This window comes from Corynebacterium drakensteinense (assembly GCF_041224285.1).
GTDB lineage: Bacteria > Actinomycetota > Actinomycetes > Mycobacteriales > Mycobacteriaceae > Corynebacterium.
The window spans coordinates 1-15,435 of record NZ_JAXOFP010000001.1; the positions used below are offsets into that span (position 1 = coordinate 1).

Below are 15,435 nucleotides of genomic sequence, written 5' to 3' on the forward strand. Positions count from 1 at the left end.
GCAGGGAAACGCCCGGTCCCATTCCGAACCCGGAAGCTAAGCCTGCGTCGCGCTGATGGTACTGCACTCGGGAGGGTGTGGGAGAGTAGGTTGCTGCCGACACTTAATAATTTCATGTTTTGAGGGTGGACCCGTTAAGGCCGTGTGCACGGTTTGTTCGGGTTCACCCTCTTTTTCGTGTCTCTTGGGGGTGTGCGCGGCTATCGTCAGGCTTTATGCCGAACACAAGACCTGCGTAGCAAACGACCACGCGGTTATTTTATGCGTCTACGTGTGATTATCCGGTTTATCTATACTCTTTTTATAGCCGCTTTGTGCTCGTCACTCCGTGACAGTTGGTTCAAATAGTTAGCCAGAACACCATGCATGCGGTAACCTCAAACCGGTTATTGATCATTTATTCCCGCATGGAGGCGCCGTGGAACCCATATCCGGAGTTTTATTGTTCATCATGGGTATACTCGCTGGCATTATTAACTCCGCAGTCGGCTCTGGTTCTCTGCTCACACTCCCAGTACTCCTAGCACTAGGCATTCCTCCTGGAGTCGCAGTACGAACCAACACTATCGGCATGATGTTCGCTTCTTTCGGTACGGTCTATGGCTTCCGCCGAGAGATACGCCGAGAGATTTCATTCCTCGTCCCAATGACGCTCGCCACGATTGTGTTTTCGGCCTTAGGCTCCATATTATTGCTCGGTGCCTCCACACAGGCGCTCGACTTTGTTATCCCAATTTTGATTATCTTTGCGTTGTTACTGGTGATCTTCCAACAACGCATTGTCTCGTATGCGTCTCGCTGGCAAAAGGAAACGCAGACGACTCAAGTACCAGCCGAACCAAATGCCGAACTATACAGTGTTGTCGGTGAGCCATATCGAAAACCAGGTTTGATCGCCCCGATGAGTCTGGCAGCCATGTACGGGGGATTCTTCACTGCCGCCCAAGGCATCCTCTACATGGCGATCCTCGGCGTCGGTACCGGCCGCTCATTTAAGGACGTTAATCCTGCGAAAAACTTCCTTTCGATGATCGTCAACGTCACGGCTGCCCTGGTCTATGTGGTCGCCTTTATTTTTTTCGGCTCGGAAGTTCTGTGGATCGGAGTAGCAGTCCTCGCGCTTGGCGGTGTACTTGGTGGAGTTATCGGCGCCGGCATCGCGAAGAAACTTTCCAACCGGGTGCTGAAAGGAATCATCGTCGTGGTGGCCCTCGCTGCCCTCATTCGCCAGTTCGTGTAATGCCGGGCGCTACGGCGCGCAGTGTTGAGCAACGACGATCCAAGCCGCCTGGAGACTTTGTTGACGAGCTATTTATTCTTTAGCGATGCCATATGAGTCGCGCAATTTCACGGTGCGTTCACCATCGAGATCGCCTTCGACCTGGTAGAAATCAATCTTGAAGGTATTCTCGCTGACGGTATACACCGCGAAGCTTTGTTTCAGCGATTGCCGATAGTTCGTGTGCGAGTCTTCGAATTCTGTCGAGTCATCCGGCTGTTCTGCTACGTCATAAAGACTATTCCAGTAGTCGGTATCGTCTGTGGTCATCCAATCTAGCTTGGGGCGTACGTTTGCGACGTGCTCTGCACCCTTTTGGTAAATCGCGTCGTAAGCCTTCGTACCGGAGTTATTCGGGATGACATAGGTGACGCCTTCTGGGTTCACGTGGTATTCGACGCCGTCGATTATTTTCTTTTCGGTGTCTTCGACTTCACCGTATGCAAAGTTGTCCGGTGTATAGACCAACGATTTGGTGCGGGTGAGGTTGTGGTCATGCCCCTGCATCACGATGTCGACGCCCAATTCGTCGGCAAGCTGCACGAACTCCTCACGAGTTACCTGCACATCTTCATCCTGTAAGGCGTGATAGGACGCGGAATATACCGGCTTATGGTAGGCCAGAACCACCCAGTTCGCGCCATTCTCACGAGCTTCGGCAATATCTTGCTTTGCCCATTCCATCTGTTCGCGTCCGATCGCGCCCTGCTCCGGGTTGTCTGCAGATTCTTTGTTGTCGTTGGTGTTCAACACAACGAAATGCGCACCAGAATGGTCAAACGAATAATATGAACCACCAGTGACAGCCTCGTTGGTGACCGGCACGTTGGTGTGTTCGTTAAATGCCGTCAGGTCCTTGTCATCGTGGTAAATCAAGTTGTATTCATCGTGATTACCCGGGGTATACGCGTGCGGAAGGTGCAGGTTGGATTCGCGGGCGAAATCCAGATTATCGACCCACTCGTCTTCCACGCTCGCGGTTTCCACGAAATCTCCGGTATGCAACGCAAACAACGCCTCTGGTGCGGTTTCACGGGCTAGCTCGAGAGTGTTAGCACCGTACTCGGCTTCGTTGTTCACATTCGCATTCCAGTAGGCGTTTTGGGTATCGGTGTAATGAATAAAGCTAAACTCCTCTGCATCAGCAGCAGAGGTGCGGAAGCTACCGACGTCAGAAAAGCCTTCTGTTTCTGATCCGACTTCGAAGAAGTACTCCGTCCCTGGTTCTAAGCCGGTGGCCGTGGCCTTATTGGTGTATTCAGTAACGTTGTGCAGCTCGAGATAGCCCAGCTTGGACCCTCCACCGGTCCATTCCTTGTTGCTGCGGTCTAATTGCTCATCAGTGAAATATCCGCGAATTTCTTCCGGCTTGCCTTCATCGTCGAGAAGAAAATCGCCATCGTCGTCAGTAGTGACGTCAGCGTAAATATAAAAACCGTCGGCATCGCGCTCGGCGTACTCACTGGTGGCTTCCTGGGTTTCTGCGGGGAATTCGACAGGCTCCGCCATGCTTGCATCCTTGGAAACACGAACCACCGAGTCTTCGATCTCGTCGGTGGTGTACCAGTTGAACGACATCTCCGTCGAAGGATCTTCCGGCAAATTCATCGCAATGCGGTTGGGCTCATTATTTTCTGCAACCGGAGCGACCGCAGGCTTGTGCTCGGTCAGCTGCACCGTCTGCGAACCAATCTCGGCGGTCATGGCTTCGGCAGTGGCGGTTGAATCAGCAGCGGAAGAATCAGCAGCACTGTCTTCGGCAGGTGCGGAACATCCGGCCAGCAACAGCGTGCAGCTGGCCGCCGCAATCAATGAATGGTTCGTCCGTGTAAGTTCCACCACGAAATTGTGTCCCTTCTCGATTTCTCAATGTGGCAACACACAGTGTGCCGTGGTGGGATAACTTGCGGGTTACGTCACACTGATTTCTGTGTGAACTCTTGTTAACCTGCGGATGAACTCGCAAATGCCTGCGAAATCCTGGCTTTAATCCAAAAGCAGCAGGTCGAGCCTTGTGTTTTGCACTTCTTCTAAACGATCCAGGTTTTTCTGCAGCTTTGTCCACTGGTCGTGGGGGATCGAAGTCCGCGCGATGCGCACAACCTCTGCATCTGGCGTGCCCCAGGCAATTGGCATGGGGCTAATCTGTCCCCACGTGTCTGGTCCTGAAGCATTACGTTGCAGACGACCAGATACCGCGGCAACCGGAACCTGCGCACCAACTTTTTTGTGCTCAAGACCAGGAATATTCGTCACGGTACGCAGCGCGAGAGCAGGCTGCGGCTGCGCCTGCGGATCAATCGCTGCATTGACCAAAGCCATCACCACCATGTCCCGCTCATTGACCTTGGCGACGATGGCCGGTGCGAGCGGGTAGCGATCATAGAGCTGCTGGGCCGTACCGACTTTCTTCGAACCGGCGACACCCACGATGGCCATCAAGATACCGAATAACGCTAAACCGATGCCGACGGTGATGCTCCACACCGGCTCAACGAACACGCCAATCAAAATTCCGACCGCCAACAAAATGCCGCCGAACAGAAGACCAGAGACCATCAGCCGCCGTGAATCGCGCAACATCTCATTGTGTTGTTTCGCAAATGCCTCATCGACGTCGAACTTGAATACTTTCATTGCCATGATCTGTTCCTTAGCCAGTTCCTTAGTCTGTTCTAGTCTGTTTTTGGTGCTCGGGTGTGCTGCGTAGCTGCGCAGTTATTCGTCGATAAGCTCTAATGATGGAATATCGGCGGCATCGACCAGGCGGTAGCCGTAGCCCTGTTCGGCGAGAAAGCGCTGTCGGTGCAGGGCGAATGTCGCGTCCACCGTATCGCGGGTAACCACTGTGTAGAAATAGGCCACTTCGCCGGTCGATTTCGGACGCAGCAGGCGACCGAGCCGCTGCGCTTCTTCTTGCCGGGAGCCGAAAGTGCCAGAAAGCTGCACCACCACGGCAGTATCCGGTAGATCGATCGAAAAGTTTGCCACTTTGGAAACCACCAACGTGGTGATCTCCCCGGCACGGAATTTCGCGAATAAGCGCTCGCGCTTTGCCGCTGAAGTACGACCATCGATCAGCGGGGCATCACAGCGTTTTGCTAAGGCTTTGAGCTGGTCAATATAGGCGCCGATCAACAAGGTTTGCTTGCCACGATGCTTGTCCAAAATCTTGTCGACGACCGAAAACTTCACCGAAGAGCAGGCAGCCAAGCGATAGCGATCCTTTGGCGCCGCGGTAGCGTATTCCATTTTCTCGGCGGTCGGCATGTCTGCGCGCACTTCGATGCATTCTGCGGTAGCGATAAAACCTTGGGTTTCCAGCTCTTTCCACGGTGCGTCGTAACGCTTCGGGCCGATGAGGGAAAAGACGTCGCCTTCGCGGCCATCTTCACGGATCAGCGTTGCGGTCAACCCCAAGCGACGTCGCGACTGTAAATCAGCTGCCATGCGGAACACCGGAGCGGGAAGCAGGTGTACCTCGTCATAGATGATGAGCCCCCAATCGCGGGAATCAAACAGTTCGAGTGCGCGGTATTCGCCCTGGGTTTTGCGGGTTACCACTTGGTAGGTCGCAATGGTGACTGGCTTGATTTCTTTTTTCTCCCCGGAATACTCACCGATTTCGTGTGCTTCGAGGCTGGTGCGGCGTATCAGTTCATCGCGCCATTGCCGGCCAGCGATTGTGCTGGTCACCAAGATCAAGGTGGTGGCTTGGGCTTTCGCCATCGCCGCTGCGCCCACCATTGTCTTGCCCGCCCCGCACGGCAGGACGACCACACCTGAGCCGCCTTGCCAAAACGATTCGGTGGCATAACGCTGGTAGTCGCGCAACTGCCAGTCGACGTTGGCCGTCGACAAAGAAATAGGGTGTGCTTCGCCGTCGACGTAGCCAGCCAAATCCTCGACGGGCCACCCGAGTTTCAGAAGCTCTTGTTTGAGTCGGCCACGCTCGGATGGAGGCACGGAAAAGGTGGACTCGTCGATACGTGTGCCCAGCATGCCTGCAATCACGCGGTGGCGGGAGACTTCTTCGAGCACCGCGCGCTCGGCAGATTCTAAGATCAACCCCTGCGTCGGGTGATTGTGCAGGCGCAGGCGCCCGTAGCGCGACATGGTTTCTGCAGTATCGACGAGCAGCGATTGCGGCACGGGGAACTTGGAGTAGGTTTCGAGAACATCGACGACTTGCTCGGCATCGAAGCCGGCCGCGCGTGCGTTCCAGAGCGCGAGCGGCGTGATGCGGTAAGTATGCACGTGCTCGGGGGCTTTTTCGAGCTCCGCGAACGGGGAGAGCGCAACACGCGCTGCATCGGCTTGTGGGTGGGCGATTTCGAGCAAACAGGTCTTATCTGATTGCACGATCAACGGACCATCGCCTAAGGGCACGGATTGCTCCTTTCTCACACAGACAGTCGTGCCCATGGTACTCGCTTGACGCTGCTAGACGGGTGCTTGGCGCTGGTGCGCTGTCTCCGTGTACGGTCGTTAACACAACCGCAAAAAGACAGGTGTACAAAGCAGAACTGCTTAAGAACTACGTTTTCTGCCGTTCGGGAGGAGAAATCCGTGCCAGGAGTTTTTGATGCTGTTGTTGAGTGCCAGCGCTGCCACCACATCGGTTTTGCCGACCCAGCCAAGGGGTGTACAGAATGCGGGCACCAGAATGTTTCTATCTTGGTGGCGTAATTAATCGTCCTGTGTGATATCGATGATGCGGTGCAGCGGAATCCGTCGTACCTGTTCACCACTGCCTGCATGAGTATCCGGCGCGTCACCGTCGCCGCCATCGCTCAGGCCATCCCCGGAGCCGGTGTCGCGCACGCGGATATCCACATTCCCGCCGAAAATTGACAACACCTGTGCACGAACCTGTTTACGCTGACCACTCTTCGTGGCATAGCCCAACACCACCGTGCGTCGGCTGCGCTGGGCAAGCTCGATGACGTTGCTGATCTCCGCCGGGCTGGTATCCGTATGCACTTCGGGGGCACCGGCAGTGAGCTTGTCGACGATAGCAGTAATCCGAGTGCGATGTAACCGCGGCGCAGATGCCGCTTTGGCGCGGGGCAGTGGTACCCGCGCCGGAGTATGACGAATATCGACGCCATGCCCATTGCTGTCTTCGGCGACGGCATAAAAACCATGCTGGGCCAACGCCTTGACGACGAATGCCACGGTTCGTTGCGATATCACCACCGTGGGAGCGATCCGGTGAATGGACAATTCTGCAGCCACCGCAGAATGTTCGAGCACATCTAGAGTGGCAGGATCCTCGCAACGCAGATACGACACGGCCGGTCCGCCGCGTAATCCACCATGATGGCGGGCTAGATCACGGATGACGGAGATCATGCCATCGGGCATCGGGGTCAGACTATGGTTGCGCAAAAATTCCACGATTTGTTCACCTGATCGACCCGCATCCAGGCTCCGGCGCACTGATGATTCTTCTAGGCGATACAAGCTAGCCAAGCCTGGTGATTCCATGTTCGCACACAGCTCTAGCTCGGTACGTACTGCTGGCTCTAATGGTCCGGGGCACATGATCGTGAAGTCTGCTTGCACGATAAATTCACTCACGGGTGCTGGACACAGCTGCTGTGCTGCGGCGGTGACGGGATCCACGGAACTCGCTGGATCTAATACAGCCTCGGGCCGCTGCCCAGATTGTGCGGTGGCGTCGTCGAGAAGCACCGCCACCGCAGGGGCAGTGAGAACCCCATCGTTGATCGCTCCGACCCATTCGGCCTCGCGCAGCAAGGGAGTGAGCAAAGGTTGGCTAGCAGGGGTGATCTGCTTCGGGTGTAAAAACAGCACATCTTGCCAAAATTCCAGTTCCGACGTCGGGGTTTCGGCGCTGCTGCGAGCAAAAGTGTGTAGTGCGAGACGGCGGAACGCAAGCAGTCGGTGCGCAGAAAATTCTGGGTGCAGAAGACGTTGCTGCGCCTCAGTGCCGGAAGACACTTGCCACCATGGCCACGGCGAATCGAGCCATCCGCGCAATACGGTCGACCACCGAGTCGCCAGATCTGCATCGTGCCAGTCATCTGCGTGCCGGGTCGGTGCAAGGTAGTTGCCTTCGCCGTCGGCAGGCAATGGTTTCGGCTCCCCGGTGCCGACGAGCCCTGCTGCGTGTGCGATAGCGACCGTGCGCTCAACGTCGTGGGGCGAGATACCGAGCCGTTGGGATAATTGCTTGGTGCTGCGTTGCCCGAGGCCACCGTTTTTTAACAGCGAGACTGGCTGTTCGCCAAGACAATCCAGCAGGCCAGAAATTTCGCGACAGGCTTCTAGACCTGCTGCGGTTCCTGCTTGGTTCGTGGCAATCGTGCGGTTGGAGCCGCTAGTCTGGGGTGCTTCGTCAGTGCCGTAGCCGGTCAACACGGTGGTGATGTCATCCCACAGTGCTGGGGCAATGCGGGCCGAGGGCAGTAGCTGCACATCGGTGGCAGGAACGCCGCTGAGAATACGGGCAACGGCGACCGGTAGAGCAACCGTCGCATCCGCAACGCGGTAGAGCACCCCCGAGGCAATCATCTGCGAGATTGGATGGTCCGGATCTGCATTATCGGCATGCTTCGTGGTCCCGAGTCCACCGCCAGCGTGAATCCGACGCAAAATTTCCTGGTGTTTTTCGGGAAGGGCAGCGATGGTATCCGGGCTGACCGAGCGCTGGTGTAAAAGGCGATCACGGTGGGACAGCAAGCTGTGAATCCGTGCCGGGACCCAGTAGGACACCGCCTGCGCATCGTCTGTCGGATAACTCAGCACGAGGGCTGTGGAGTGCAAATGGTGCAGGGTGTGCGAAAGCACTGAGTTGGTGTCACTACTGCTTGTGCTGGCGCTGGCGGCGCTGTCGCTGCTGGTGGCGCTGACGGTGTTGTTGGCGCTATCGACATGCGTTTTATCTAGTTGCGTGCCACGCACGGCGGCAAGGAGTTGGTCATGGCTGACTGGCTGCGTGTGCGCACCGGCAGTAAGCAAGGCTTCAAGTACTGCGAGTTCTGCAGCATTGCGCTGTTCTAGTGCGCGGGCGAGTGAGGCTGGGAGAAGTAGTCGGTGCGCGAGTGTGTGCATATCGCGTGGTTCCGGAATCCCGGCGTCGTCACGCGCCTGCAAAATCTCCGTGAGCTGCTGATTTGTGCGTGAGAGTAGCCACTGTGCGAGGTGCTGTGCAGGTGCTTGCATAATTGGATGATCAGCCATAGTACTGCCAGATTTTACGCTGCTGAATTTTGCGGTGGTTCCGCTTACTATTTGCAGAATTTTTTGGCAGAATAAGGTTTATGGCAAACGTAGAAAAATTCAACCCCGCATGGCCGACTCACCTGGAAGACGGTGATCACCCGGTCACTGAGCTGCATTCGAAATTGACCGGCGCATCGAGCCCATTCGGTGATGATTTGGTTCTGCCAATTCCCGCCGAAAAACTGAACTACGTGCACCCGTACACACGCATTAATAAATAACGCGTACTGACGATAGTAAAAACCTCCAGTCCCGAGGAAAACTCAGGGGCTGGAGGTTTTTCGTGCTGGATTGAGACCCAGCTGCGGTTTAGCGCAGGTTCAAGATGGCGTCGATGGCGCCAGCGTTGGCCTGGTAGAAGGCCTCAACGCTGGGGGCGCCAGCAACGGCCCCCTTGGCCTGTGCCAGGGCGTGTTGGTAAGCCTGTGTAATCGGAGCAGGAACAGCCAGGCCGTGCTCAGCCAGGGTGGATTCGATGCGCTGGTACAGATCCTCTACCGGCTGGAATGCATTGTTTTCTGCTGGGGCAGCGGCTTCACGCTGACCGGCGTATTGAGCCGGTGCTGGGGCAGGAGCTGGTGCGGCGCCGCCGTTAGGGGAACGGTCCAGGTTAGGAGCCGAGTTGAGGCCCAGTTTTGCGGAGCAGGCAGGCCATGCGCCCCAGCCTTGTCCGGCCAAAGTGCGTTCTGCAACCCAGATCTGCTGCGACTTGGTTGCCTGGTGTGCATTCGGCGCGAACTGTCCGCCGCCGAATGCGTGCCAGGTGGAGTTAGTGAACTGCAGACCACCGTGGAAGCCGTTTCCGGTGTTTATGGACCAGTCGCCATTTGATTCACACTGCGCCAAGCGCTCCCAGTCGGAGATCGGGGCAGCGTCAGCAGCTGGGCTGAATAGTGCAGCAGAAGCGCCAACGGCGGCGGTGGCTGCTGCAAGTTTGGTGATGCGCTTGCTCTTCACGTTGCTGTGGCGTCCCATTGGATTTCTCCTCGTGCCGCATACAGAACCCGTGTGTGACGATTGCTGCACAAATCGTAATGGCCATGATCGCGCCCTGCTCGGGTTCGTCGTGCGGACTTGTTTGGTGCAGGTGCGCGAAGCTGACCGTGTGCCTGTCTAGAAACACTAGCGATTTATAACGAATGTGTCACGCTTTGGCGCAAAATTGGATACAAATTCGTGAATGATGTGGTGAATGTGAATGAAAAATCCGCAAAATCGCAGTTCAGGGTTAATTGTGAACTGAAACACATAAAATCTCAGGTGCTTGCTCATCGGCTGATTTTGGGGTGTTTTTGCCGCGCGCGATGCGGGAAAAATCACGTCGCAGTGTAGTTGGTGCAGAAAATAATTGCCCGATATAATGGAGCCTTTACGCAGTGTCGAGCAGCAGACAATAAGCAATAACCAATGAGAAATAACAATGAGCAAGAATATCGAAGGTGGTGACGATCGTGCCGATTGGAAAAGTGAAGTGGTACGACGCTAACAAGGGATTTGGTTTCGCCTCCAACCCGGGAGATGCAGACGTATTCGTCGGCAAGAATGTATTGCCCAAAGGCGTCGACGAGCTATTACCAGGCCAGCGCATCGAATTCGATTTCGCTGCTGGCCGACGTGGGCCGCAAGCGCTGCGCGTTAAAGTGCTCGATAACCCGCGCCGTAAAGCCGGAATCGCCCGCAAGCCGGAAGAGCTGCATTCCCTGGTGTCTGATGTCATGACGGTGTTGGAAAACCAAGTGCAGCCAGCCTTAGAAAATGGTCGCTACCCAGACCGCAAGACCGGGCGCCACGTTTCGGAGATTCTGCGCGCAATCGCGAAAGACCTTGATAGCTAATTCCGTACCCGGCTGCTCGGCCGGGGCGGGGAGCTAGTTCTGCTCGTCTTTCATCGTGGAGATCGACCACACGACTGAATACGGAGACTCCTCGCCGTCATCATCGGTGCCTATCAACACCGTAGAGATCTCCACGACCAGCAGACGGGCATCGCCAGCCGACCCGTCAATTTCGACAGAATCGGTGTCGTAGGCGCCGTGCAGCACTTCGTCGTTGGCGGCCGGGTCGTCGTAAATCTGTAGTACCCGCCACTGTGTGCTGTAGATTTCTTTCGGAATATCAATGTGCAAGGTTTCGTCGGCGTCGACAAGCAACTCATTGACTTCTGCTTCGGGGCATTCCTCACCCAATTCGCACACTAAATACGGGCTAACCTCAATCTCCCGATCACCGACGCTGGCGTGCAAAGTAATATTGTCCGGCTCTGGCCCGGGGCGAGACGTCCACCAGTTTTGGAACACCAAGGCGGCGACCGCAACCACCGCGACGGCGACGATCAGCACCAAAATCTGAATCAGCGATTTTCGCTTAGCTTCTTTACGGGTAGCCATAGCTCCCAGCTTACTTTTCGCCGGGGGCCGCGCCGAACTCGCCTAGCCGAGAGCTATGGAGCGCCAGGCGCCGGCACAAACTCCACCTCGTACAAATCCGGCCAACGTTTTCCAGTGAGAAAGAAATGCCCGCTGCGCTGATCGAAGGCAATGCCGTTGAGCACATGATCAGGATCGGATTCGGCGTTATTCTCTAGTGCCGAGGCATCGATGATCGCATTCACCTCGCCGGTCAACGCCGAAAACCGGATGATCTCATCAGACATAAACCGGTTGGCATAAACCTCATCACCGATGCATTCCAATTCATTAATCTTGTCGACGGCGGCGCCACCGGCTGTAACCACTAGTTCTGCGCCATCGAGTAGTTCGAAGGTTTCCGGGTCACGCTTGTCGACGACCGCCGTGCCATCCGAGACCAATAACTCGCCATCGCGGGCGCAAATCCCCCAGCCCTCGCCGTCGTAATGAGCCCGCCCGATCTCTTCCAGGGTGTCGGCGTCCCGCTGGAATGCTTCACCAGATTGCCAGGTCAGATGCCAGATACTAGCGCCGCTGCGGGTGATACCTTCGCCGAAAAACTCGTCGGCAAGCTTGTGCTGTGTAGAGACCCGGTGGGTAGCAAGGTCTGCCCGGTAGATACGGGATTCCCCCCATTGTCCGGTGGCGACCAGCAAGGAGCCATCGTCGTCGAATTCGAGGCCCTGGGTGAACGAATCCGTAGAAAACGGGTGGGTGGCAATCACTCGTGGCACGAGTCGTTCAATCGGTGCGTCGCTGCCGGTATGCGTCGTTGTTTCGGACGGGCCAGCAGTCTGTGTGCCCGCACGTGTCTTTCCAGCAGTCTGCGCGGTTTCATCGGCACTGCTGCAGGAAGTCAGCAGCATTAGTGCAGTTAAGCCCAGCGCGGTGGCGCTGCTGCGAAAACGACGGTGCGAAGCTGTGAATATAGTCAGGGGACCCATGCATTTAATTGTGCCGTATGTGGTTCATAATGGGGTGCATGACAAGACCGTCTTCACAGGCAGAAGAATCTACTGCCGGACTCAATACAGTAAACGCACAGACTGAACGCGGTTTCCTAGACCGCTATTTCCACATCAGCGAGCGTGGCTCCACGATCCCATCCGAAATTCGCGCGGGTGTCGTCACCTTCTTCGCGATGGCTTATATCATCATCCTCAACCCATTGATCTTGGGAACCACAGAGGATGTGGAAGGCACCGTTCTCGGAATCCCGCAGGTTGCGGCCGTGACCGCGTTGGCGGCGGGCATCATGACCATCTTGTTCGGTGTCATCGCGAAATACCCCTTCGGATTCGCCGCCGGTTTAGGCATCAACACCCTGGTTGCCGTCACCCTGGTGATGGGGGAGGGCCTGACCTGGGCACAAGCCATGGGCTTGGTGGTCATCGACGGAATCATCATCGTCATTTTGGCGGTCACCGGTTTCCGTGAGGCCGTTTTCCACGCAATCCCAGCGGCCATGAAATCCGCAATCGGCGTCGGTATCGGTTTGTTCATCACCATGATCGGCATGGTCGATGCAGGCTTCGTGCGCCGCATCCCGGATGCCGCTGGCACTACCGTTCCAGTGCAACTCGGCATCGATGGTTCGATCGCCAGCTGGCCAACGCTCGTGTTCGTACTCGGTTTGTTGATCTGTGGTTTCATGATGGTCCGCGGGATTCGTGGTGGCCTGTTCATCGGCATCGTGGCTACCACCATCATTGCCGTCATCGTCGAAGCTGTCGTGGAAGCCGGACCGTCCGTTGATGCTGATGGTGAGGCTCATCCGACGGGCTGGAACCTGGCAGTACCGTCGGTGCCTGACTCTTTGGGTGGATTGCCTGACCTGTCTTTGGTCGGCGCCATTGACATCTTTGGTGCTTTCACTGAGGTCGGTGCTTTGGCAGCCACGCTGTTGGTGTTTGCGCTGGTGCTAGCGAACTTCTTCGATGCCATGGGCACGATGACCGCATTGGGTAAGCAGGGCAAGCTTGTCGACGACAACGGCAACCTTCCCAACCTGAAAAAAGCCCTGGTAGTTGAAGGCTTCGGTGCCGTACTTGGTGGTGCAACTTCGTCGTCGTCCAACACGGTCTATGCCGATTCCGCCGCTGGTGTCGCTGATGGTGCCCGCACTGGTCTGGCAAATGTTGTTACCGGACTGCTGTTTTTGGCCGCGATGTTTTTGACTCCGCTGTATGAGATCGTTCCGATGGAAGCAGCTGCGCCCGTCTTGGTCGTCGTCGGCGTGTTGATGATGGGGCAGGTCAAAGACATCGAATGGGATAAATTCCACATCGCGTTGCCGTCATTTTTGACCATCCTGGTGATGCCTTTTACATACTCGATCGTCAATGGCATCGGGGTGGGCGTGATTGCCTTCACCGCGATGAGCTTGTTCGCCGGCAAAGGACAGAAGATCCACTGGATCATGTGGTTGCTGACCGCACTGTTCGTTGTCTTCTTTGCCATTGAACCGCTGCGTGCGGTCGTGGGCTAGTTGCGCGAAATTTTCATGACTACGGCAAAGCACAACTCCTCTGCGCAGACACCACGGGTGATCACCGTGCATGACGGCGACGTCAGTCCAGACGACAGCCGGTTTTCTGATATTCGCCTGCTGAATCACCCGCGCCTGCGCCCGGATCGCCAGCCACGTTTGCAGCTTGCTGTACATGGCGAGTACGTGCCGGCGCAGCGAGAACCCGTCGTGCTTGCCGACGGTGCCCTGCCGGTGGCACGCATGTGCGCGGCTGATTCGTTGGTGGCCCCGAACGCCGTTTTTGGACGTGCCGAAAAACTGCGGCAATTCGCCGCGGAATACCCGAGCCAGTGGGCAGCGATAGCCACCCGAGAAATACCGGTCTATGAACTTTCGCAGCAGCTGTTACGTGAGATCGTCGGCTTTGAGTTGCACCGCGGTTTACTGGCGGTGGCGGCGCGCCCAGCAGCAGTCGAGCTTGGCGCTCTCAGCGAGAACCGCGACGCTGCTGAAGCAGACCACGATTCGGATCCGCTCGCTGGTGCCCGCACCGTCGTAGTTTTAGAAGGGGTAGGCGACCCGGACAATATCGGTGCGATCTTTCGTTCTGCAGCATCGCTGGGAGCAGACGCGATTGTCTTCGGCGCGGGGTGCTCTGATCAGTGGGACCGGCGCGTGGTCCGCGTGTCGATGGGGCAGGCACTACGTGTGCAGAGCGTGCAACTGCCCGGTGGCCCGAATGACTGGCACTACGGATTGGAAGAATTGCGCAACCGTGGTTTTCATGTGGCGGCGCTGAGCCCAGGCAGCGGTTCTGTGGAGCTACGCGATGGGTTGGTGGATGCTGCTGGGGCACCCCACGAGAAAGTAGCTCTGTTGCTGGGGGCGGAAGGCCCGGGGCTCAGCCAGCACGCGATGAAAGCTGCCGATAGCTTGGTGGTCATCCCGATGGCTGCCGGGGCGGATTCACTCAACGTCGCGACCACCGCTGCATGTTGTCTCTACGAGCGCTGGCGCAGCATGAGCGGGCGCTAGTCCCGATCCAGGTGGCGCAGTTGTTCGCGCAGCTTGCCCCATCCTTTGCGGGTTTGCCGTGCGGCAGTTTTACTGAACTTTCCGAGAACCCGCGCGGTGGTGGTGGCACCCGCCATAAAAGTCTCGGTAATCGAAGATTGTTCGGCTCGTGCCGCGTGATCTTCGTAGTCATCGTAATTTTCTATCTCAGCACCTGTTGCACGGTTTGCTGATGTGCGCCCGCCTGCGGCTGTCTTATTGCCGGTGGCTCCTTTGTCATTGCGCACCAGTGCGTGCGAGCCGCCGCGTTCGCGAGCGAATTTCGGTTCTGGACGCCCATCGAGCGCGAAGCCGACAACATCGATATCAGGGCCGTCGGCAGAAAAGTTAACGCCGAGCCAGGCTTTGTGGGCGTCGGCAAGCAAGTCAGCCGGTGCAAACGGCAAGGCAATGCCGCCCAGTTGTGGGCTGCGCTCCCCGGCCCACAGTGGAGCCTCGAAACCGTCGGGAAGCCCTTCGTTTTCAAACGTCGCATAGCGCGTGGCTGTCAGGCTGCGATAAAGCTCGCCGTTGTGCCAGTGAGCGATTCCACCAAATCCGGTGTGATCGTTGAATGCGAAAGCGTAGAGGTCTGTCGCCGGCAGCGAATTACGTAATTGGGTGGACAGTGCAGATAATTGCAAAGCATCGTCAATGATGGTTTGGACCACCGTGACGCCCGGGTAGGCGCCGATATAAAACTCATCGGCAGACACTTGCGCAGAACGATTCAGCGGGAACTGCCCCAACAGCGTTATCGGCGCCGATGGATACATTTGCGCCAGGTATTTTCGGCCAAACCCGCGATCGGCGACGGGGTTGCTCGCCAAGACGTCGGCAGGATTATCCGCAGAGTCTACAAACCACAAGGTGAGTACCGCAGAACGGTCTGCAGGCTGTGAACCGTCGGAAAGTGGGTCCGGACTGCCCGGCTGGTGAGACTCAAACTGCGTCATGGGAAACCTTCGATGCGA

General features: G+C 56.8%; 13 protein-coding genes and 1 rRNA gene. 6 read left to right on the forward strand and 8 right to left on the reverse strand.

The window, feature by feature from the left end:
- Both rrf and U1140_RS00010 read left to right on the forward strand, forming a co-directional pair.
- Window positions 1-102 (forward strand): 5S ribosomal RNA (gene rrf / locus U1140_RS00005); the annotation flags it as partial.
- A gap of 349 nt (window positions 103-451) precedes the next feature.
- Entirely contained in the window at window positions 452-1,240 is a 789-nt protein-coding gene (locus U1140_RS00010) for a sulfite exporter TauE/SafE family protein (RefSeq protein WP_369845646.1), read from the forward strand.
- Between the two features lie 72 nt (window positions 1,241-1,312).
- On the opposite strand, the gene U1140_RS00015 is transcribed toward U1140_RS00010, so the two are convergent.
- The 4 genes from U1140_RS00015 to U1140_RS00030 all read right to left on the reverse strand — a co-directional run bounded on the left by U1140_RS00015 (window position 1,313) and on the right by U1140_RS00030 (window position 8,488).
- Entirely contained in the window at window positions 1,313-3,118 is a 1,806-nt protein-coding gene (locus U1140_RS00015) for a purple acid phosphatase family protein (RefSeq protein WP_369845327.1), read from the reverse strand.
- A 147-nt stretch (window positions 3,119-3,265) separates the two neighbouring features.
- On the reverse strand, window positions 3,266-3,916 hold the full coding sequence (locus U1140_RS00020) for a DUF3239 domain-containing protein (RefSeq protein WP_369845647.1): 651 nt from the start codon (window positions 3,914-3,916) through the stop codon (window positions 3,266-3,268).
- Between the two features lie 81 nt (window positions 3,917-3,997).
- Window positions 3,998-5,668, reverse strand: a complete 1,671-nt coding sequence (locus tag U1140_RS00025; RefSeq protein WP_369845329.1) for a DNA repair helicase XPB — start codon at window positions 5,666-5,668, stop codon at window positions 3,998-4,000.
- Between the two features lie 300 nt (window positions 5,669-5,968).
- Window positions 5,969-8,488, reverse strand: coding sequence for a helicase-associated domain-containing protein (locus U1140_RS00030; RefSeq protein WP_369845331.1), 2,520 nt, complete (start codon window positions 8,486-8,488; stop codon window positions 5,969-5,971).
- Window positions 8,489-8,568: 80 nt separating this feature from the next.
- On the opposite strand from U1140_RS00030, the gene U1140_RS00035 reads away from it, so the two are divergent.
- Entirely contained in the window at window positions 8,569-8,751 is a 183-nt protein-coding gene (locus tag U1140_RS00035) for a hypothetical protein (RefSeq protein ID WP_018121166.1), read from the forward strand.
- An 88-nt stretch (window positions 8,752-8,839) separates the two neighbouring features.
- Here the strand turns inward: U1140_RS00035 and U1140_RS00040 are convergent, their stop codons facing one another.
- Window positions 8,840-9,505: a transglycosylase family protein gene (locus U1140_RS00040; protein ID WP_369845333.1), complete on the reverse strand. Its 666-nt coding sequence runs from the start codon at window positions 9,503-9,505 to the stop codon at window positions 8,840-8,842.
- 476 nt (window positions 9,506-9,981) lie between these two features.
- Between U1140_RS00040 and U1140_RS00045 the strand changes: the two genes are divergently transcribed.
- On the forward strand, window positions 9,982-10,365 hold the full coding sequence (locus tag U1140_RS00045; RefSeq protein WP_369845335.1) for a cold-shock protein: 384 nt from the start codon (window positions 9,982-9,984) through the stop codon (window positions 10,363-10,365).
- 33 nt (window positions 10,366-10,398) lie between these two features.
- Here U1140_RS00045 and U1140_RS00050 read toward each other — a convergent pair whose 3' ends face one another.
- Window positions 10,399-10,917 carry a DUF2771 domain-containing protein gene (locus U1140_RS00050; protein ID WP_369845337.1) on the reverse strand — a complete coding sequence of 173 codons (519 nt, stop codon included), beginning with the start codon at window positions 10,915-10,917 and terminating at the stop codon, window positions 10,399-10,401.
- A 53-nt stretch (window positions 10,918-10,970) separates the two neighbouring features.
- Window positions 10,971-11,804 (reverse strand): glutaminyl-peptide cyclotransferase, encoded by an 834-nt coding sequence (locus tag U1140_RS00055; protein ID WP_369845338.1) that lies wholly within the window; start codon window positions 11,802-11,804, stop codon window positions 10,971-10,973.
- 116 nt (window positions 11,805-11,920) lie between these two features.
- On the opposite strand from U1140_RS00055, the gene U1140_RS00060 reads away from it, so the two are divergent.
- Window positions 11,921-13,426: an NCS2 family permease gene (locus tag U1140_RS00060; RefSeq protein WP_369845340.1), complete on the forward strand. Its 1,506-nt coding sequence runs from the start codon at window positions 11,921-11,923 to the stop codon at window positions 13,424-13,426.
- 15 nt (window positions 13,427-13,441) lie between these two features.
- Entirely contained in the window at window positions 13,442-14,443 is a 1,002-nt protein-coding gene (locus U1140_RS00065) for a TrmH family RNA methyltransferase (RefSeq protein ID WP_369845342.1), read from the forward strand.
- Here the strand turns inward: U1140_RS00065 and U1140_RS00070 are convergent.
- Window positions 14,440-15,417, reverse strand: coding sequence for a DUF6928 family protein (locus U1140_RS00070; RefSeq protein WP_369845345.1), 978 nt, complete (start codon window positions 15,415-15,417; stop codon window positions 14,440-14,442). The genes U1140_RS00065 and U1140_RS00070 overlap by 4 nt on opposite strands.
- Between the last annotated feature and the right edge of the window lie 18 nt (window positions 15,418-15,435).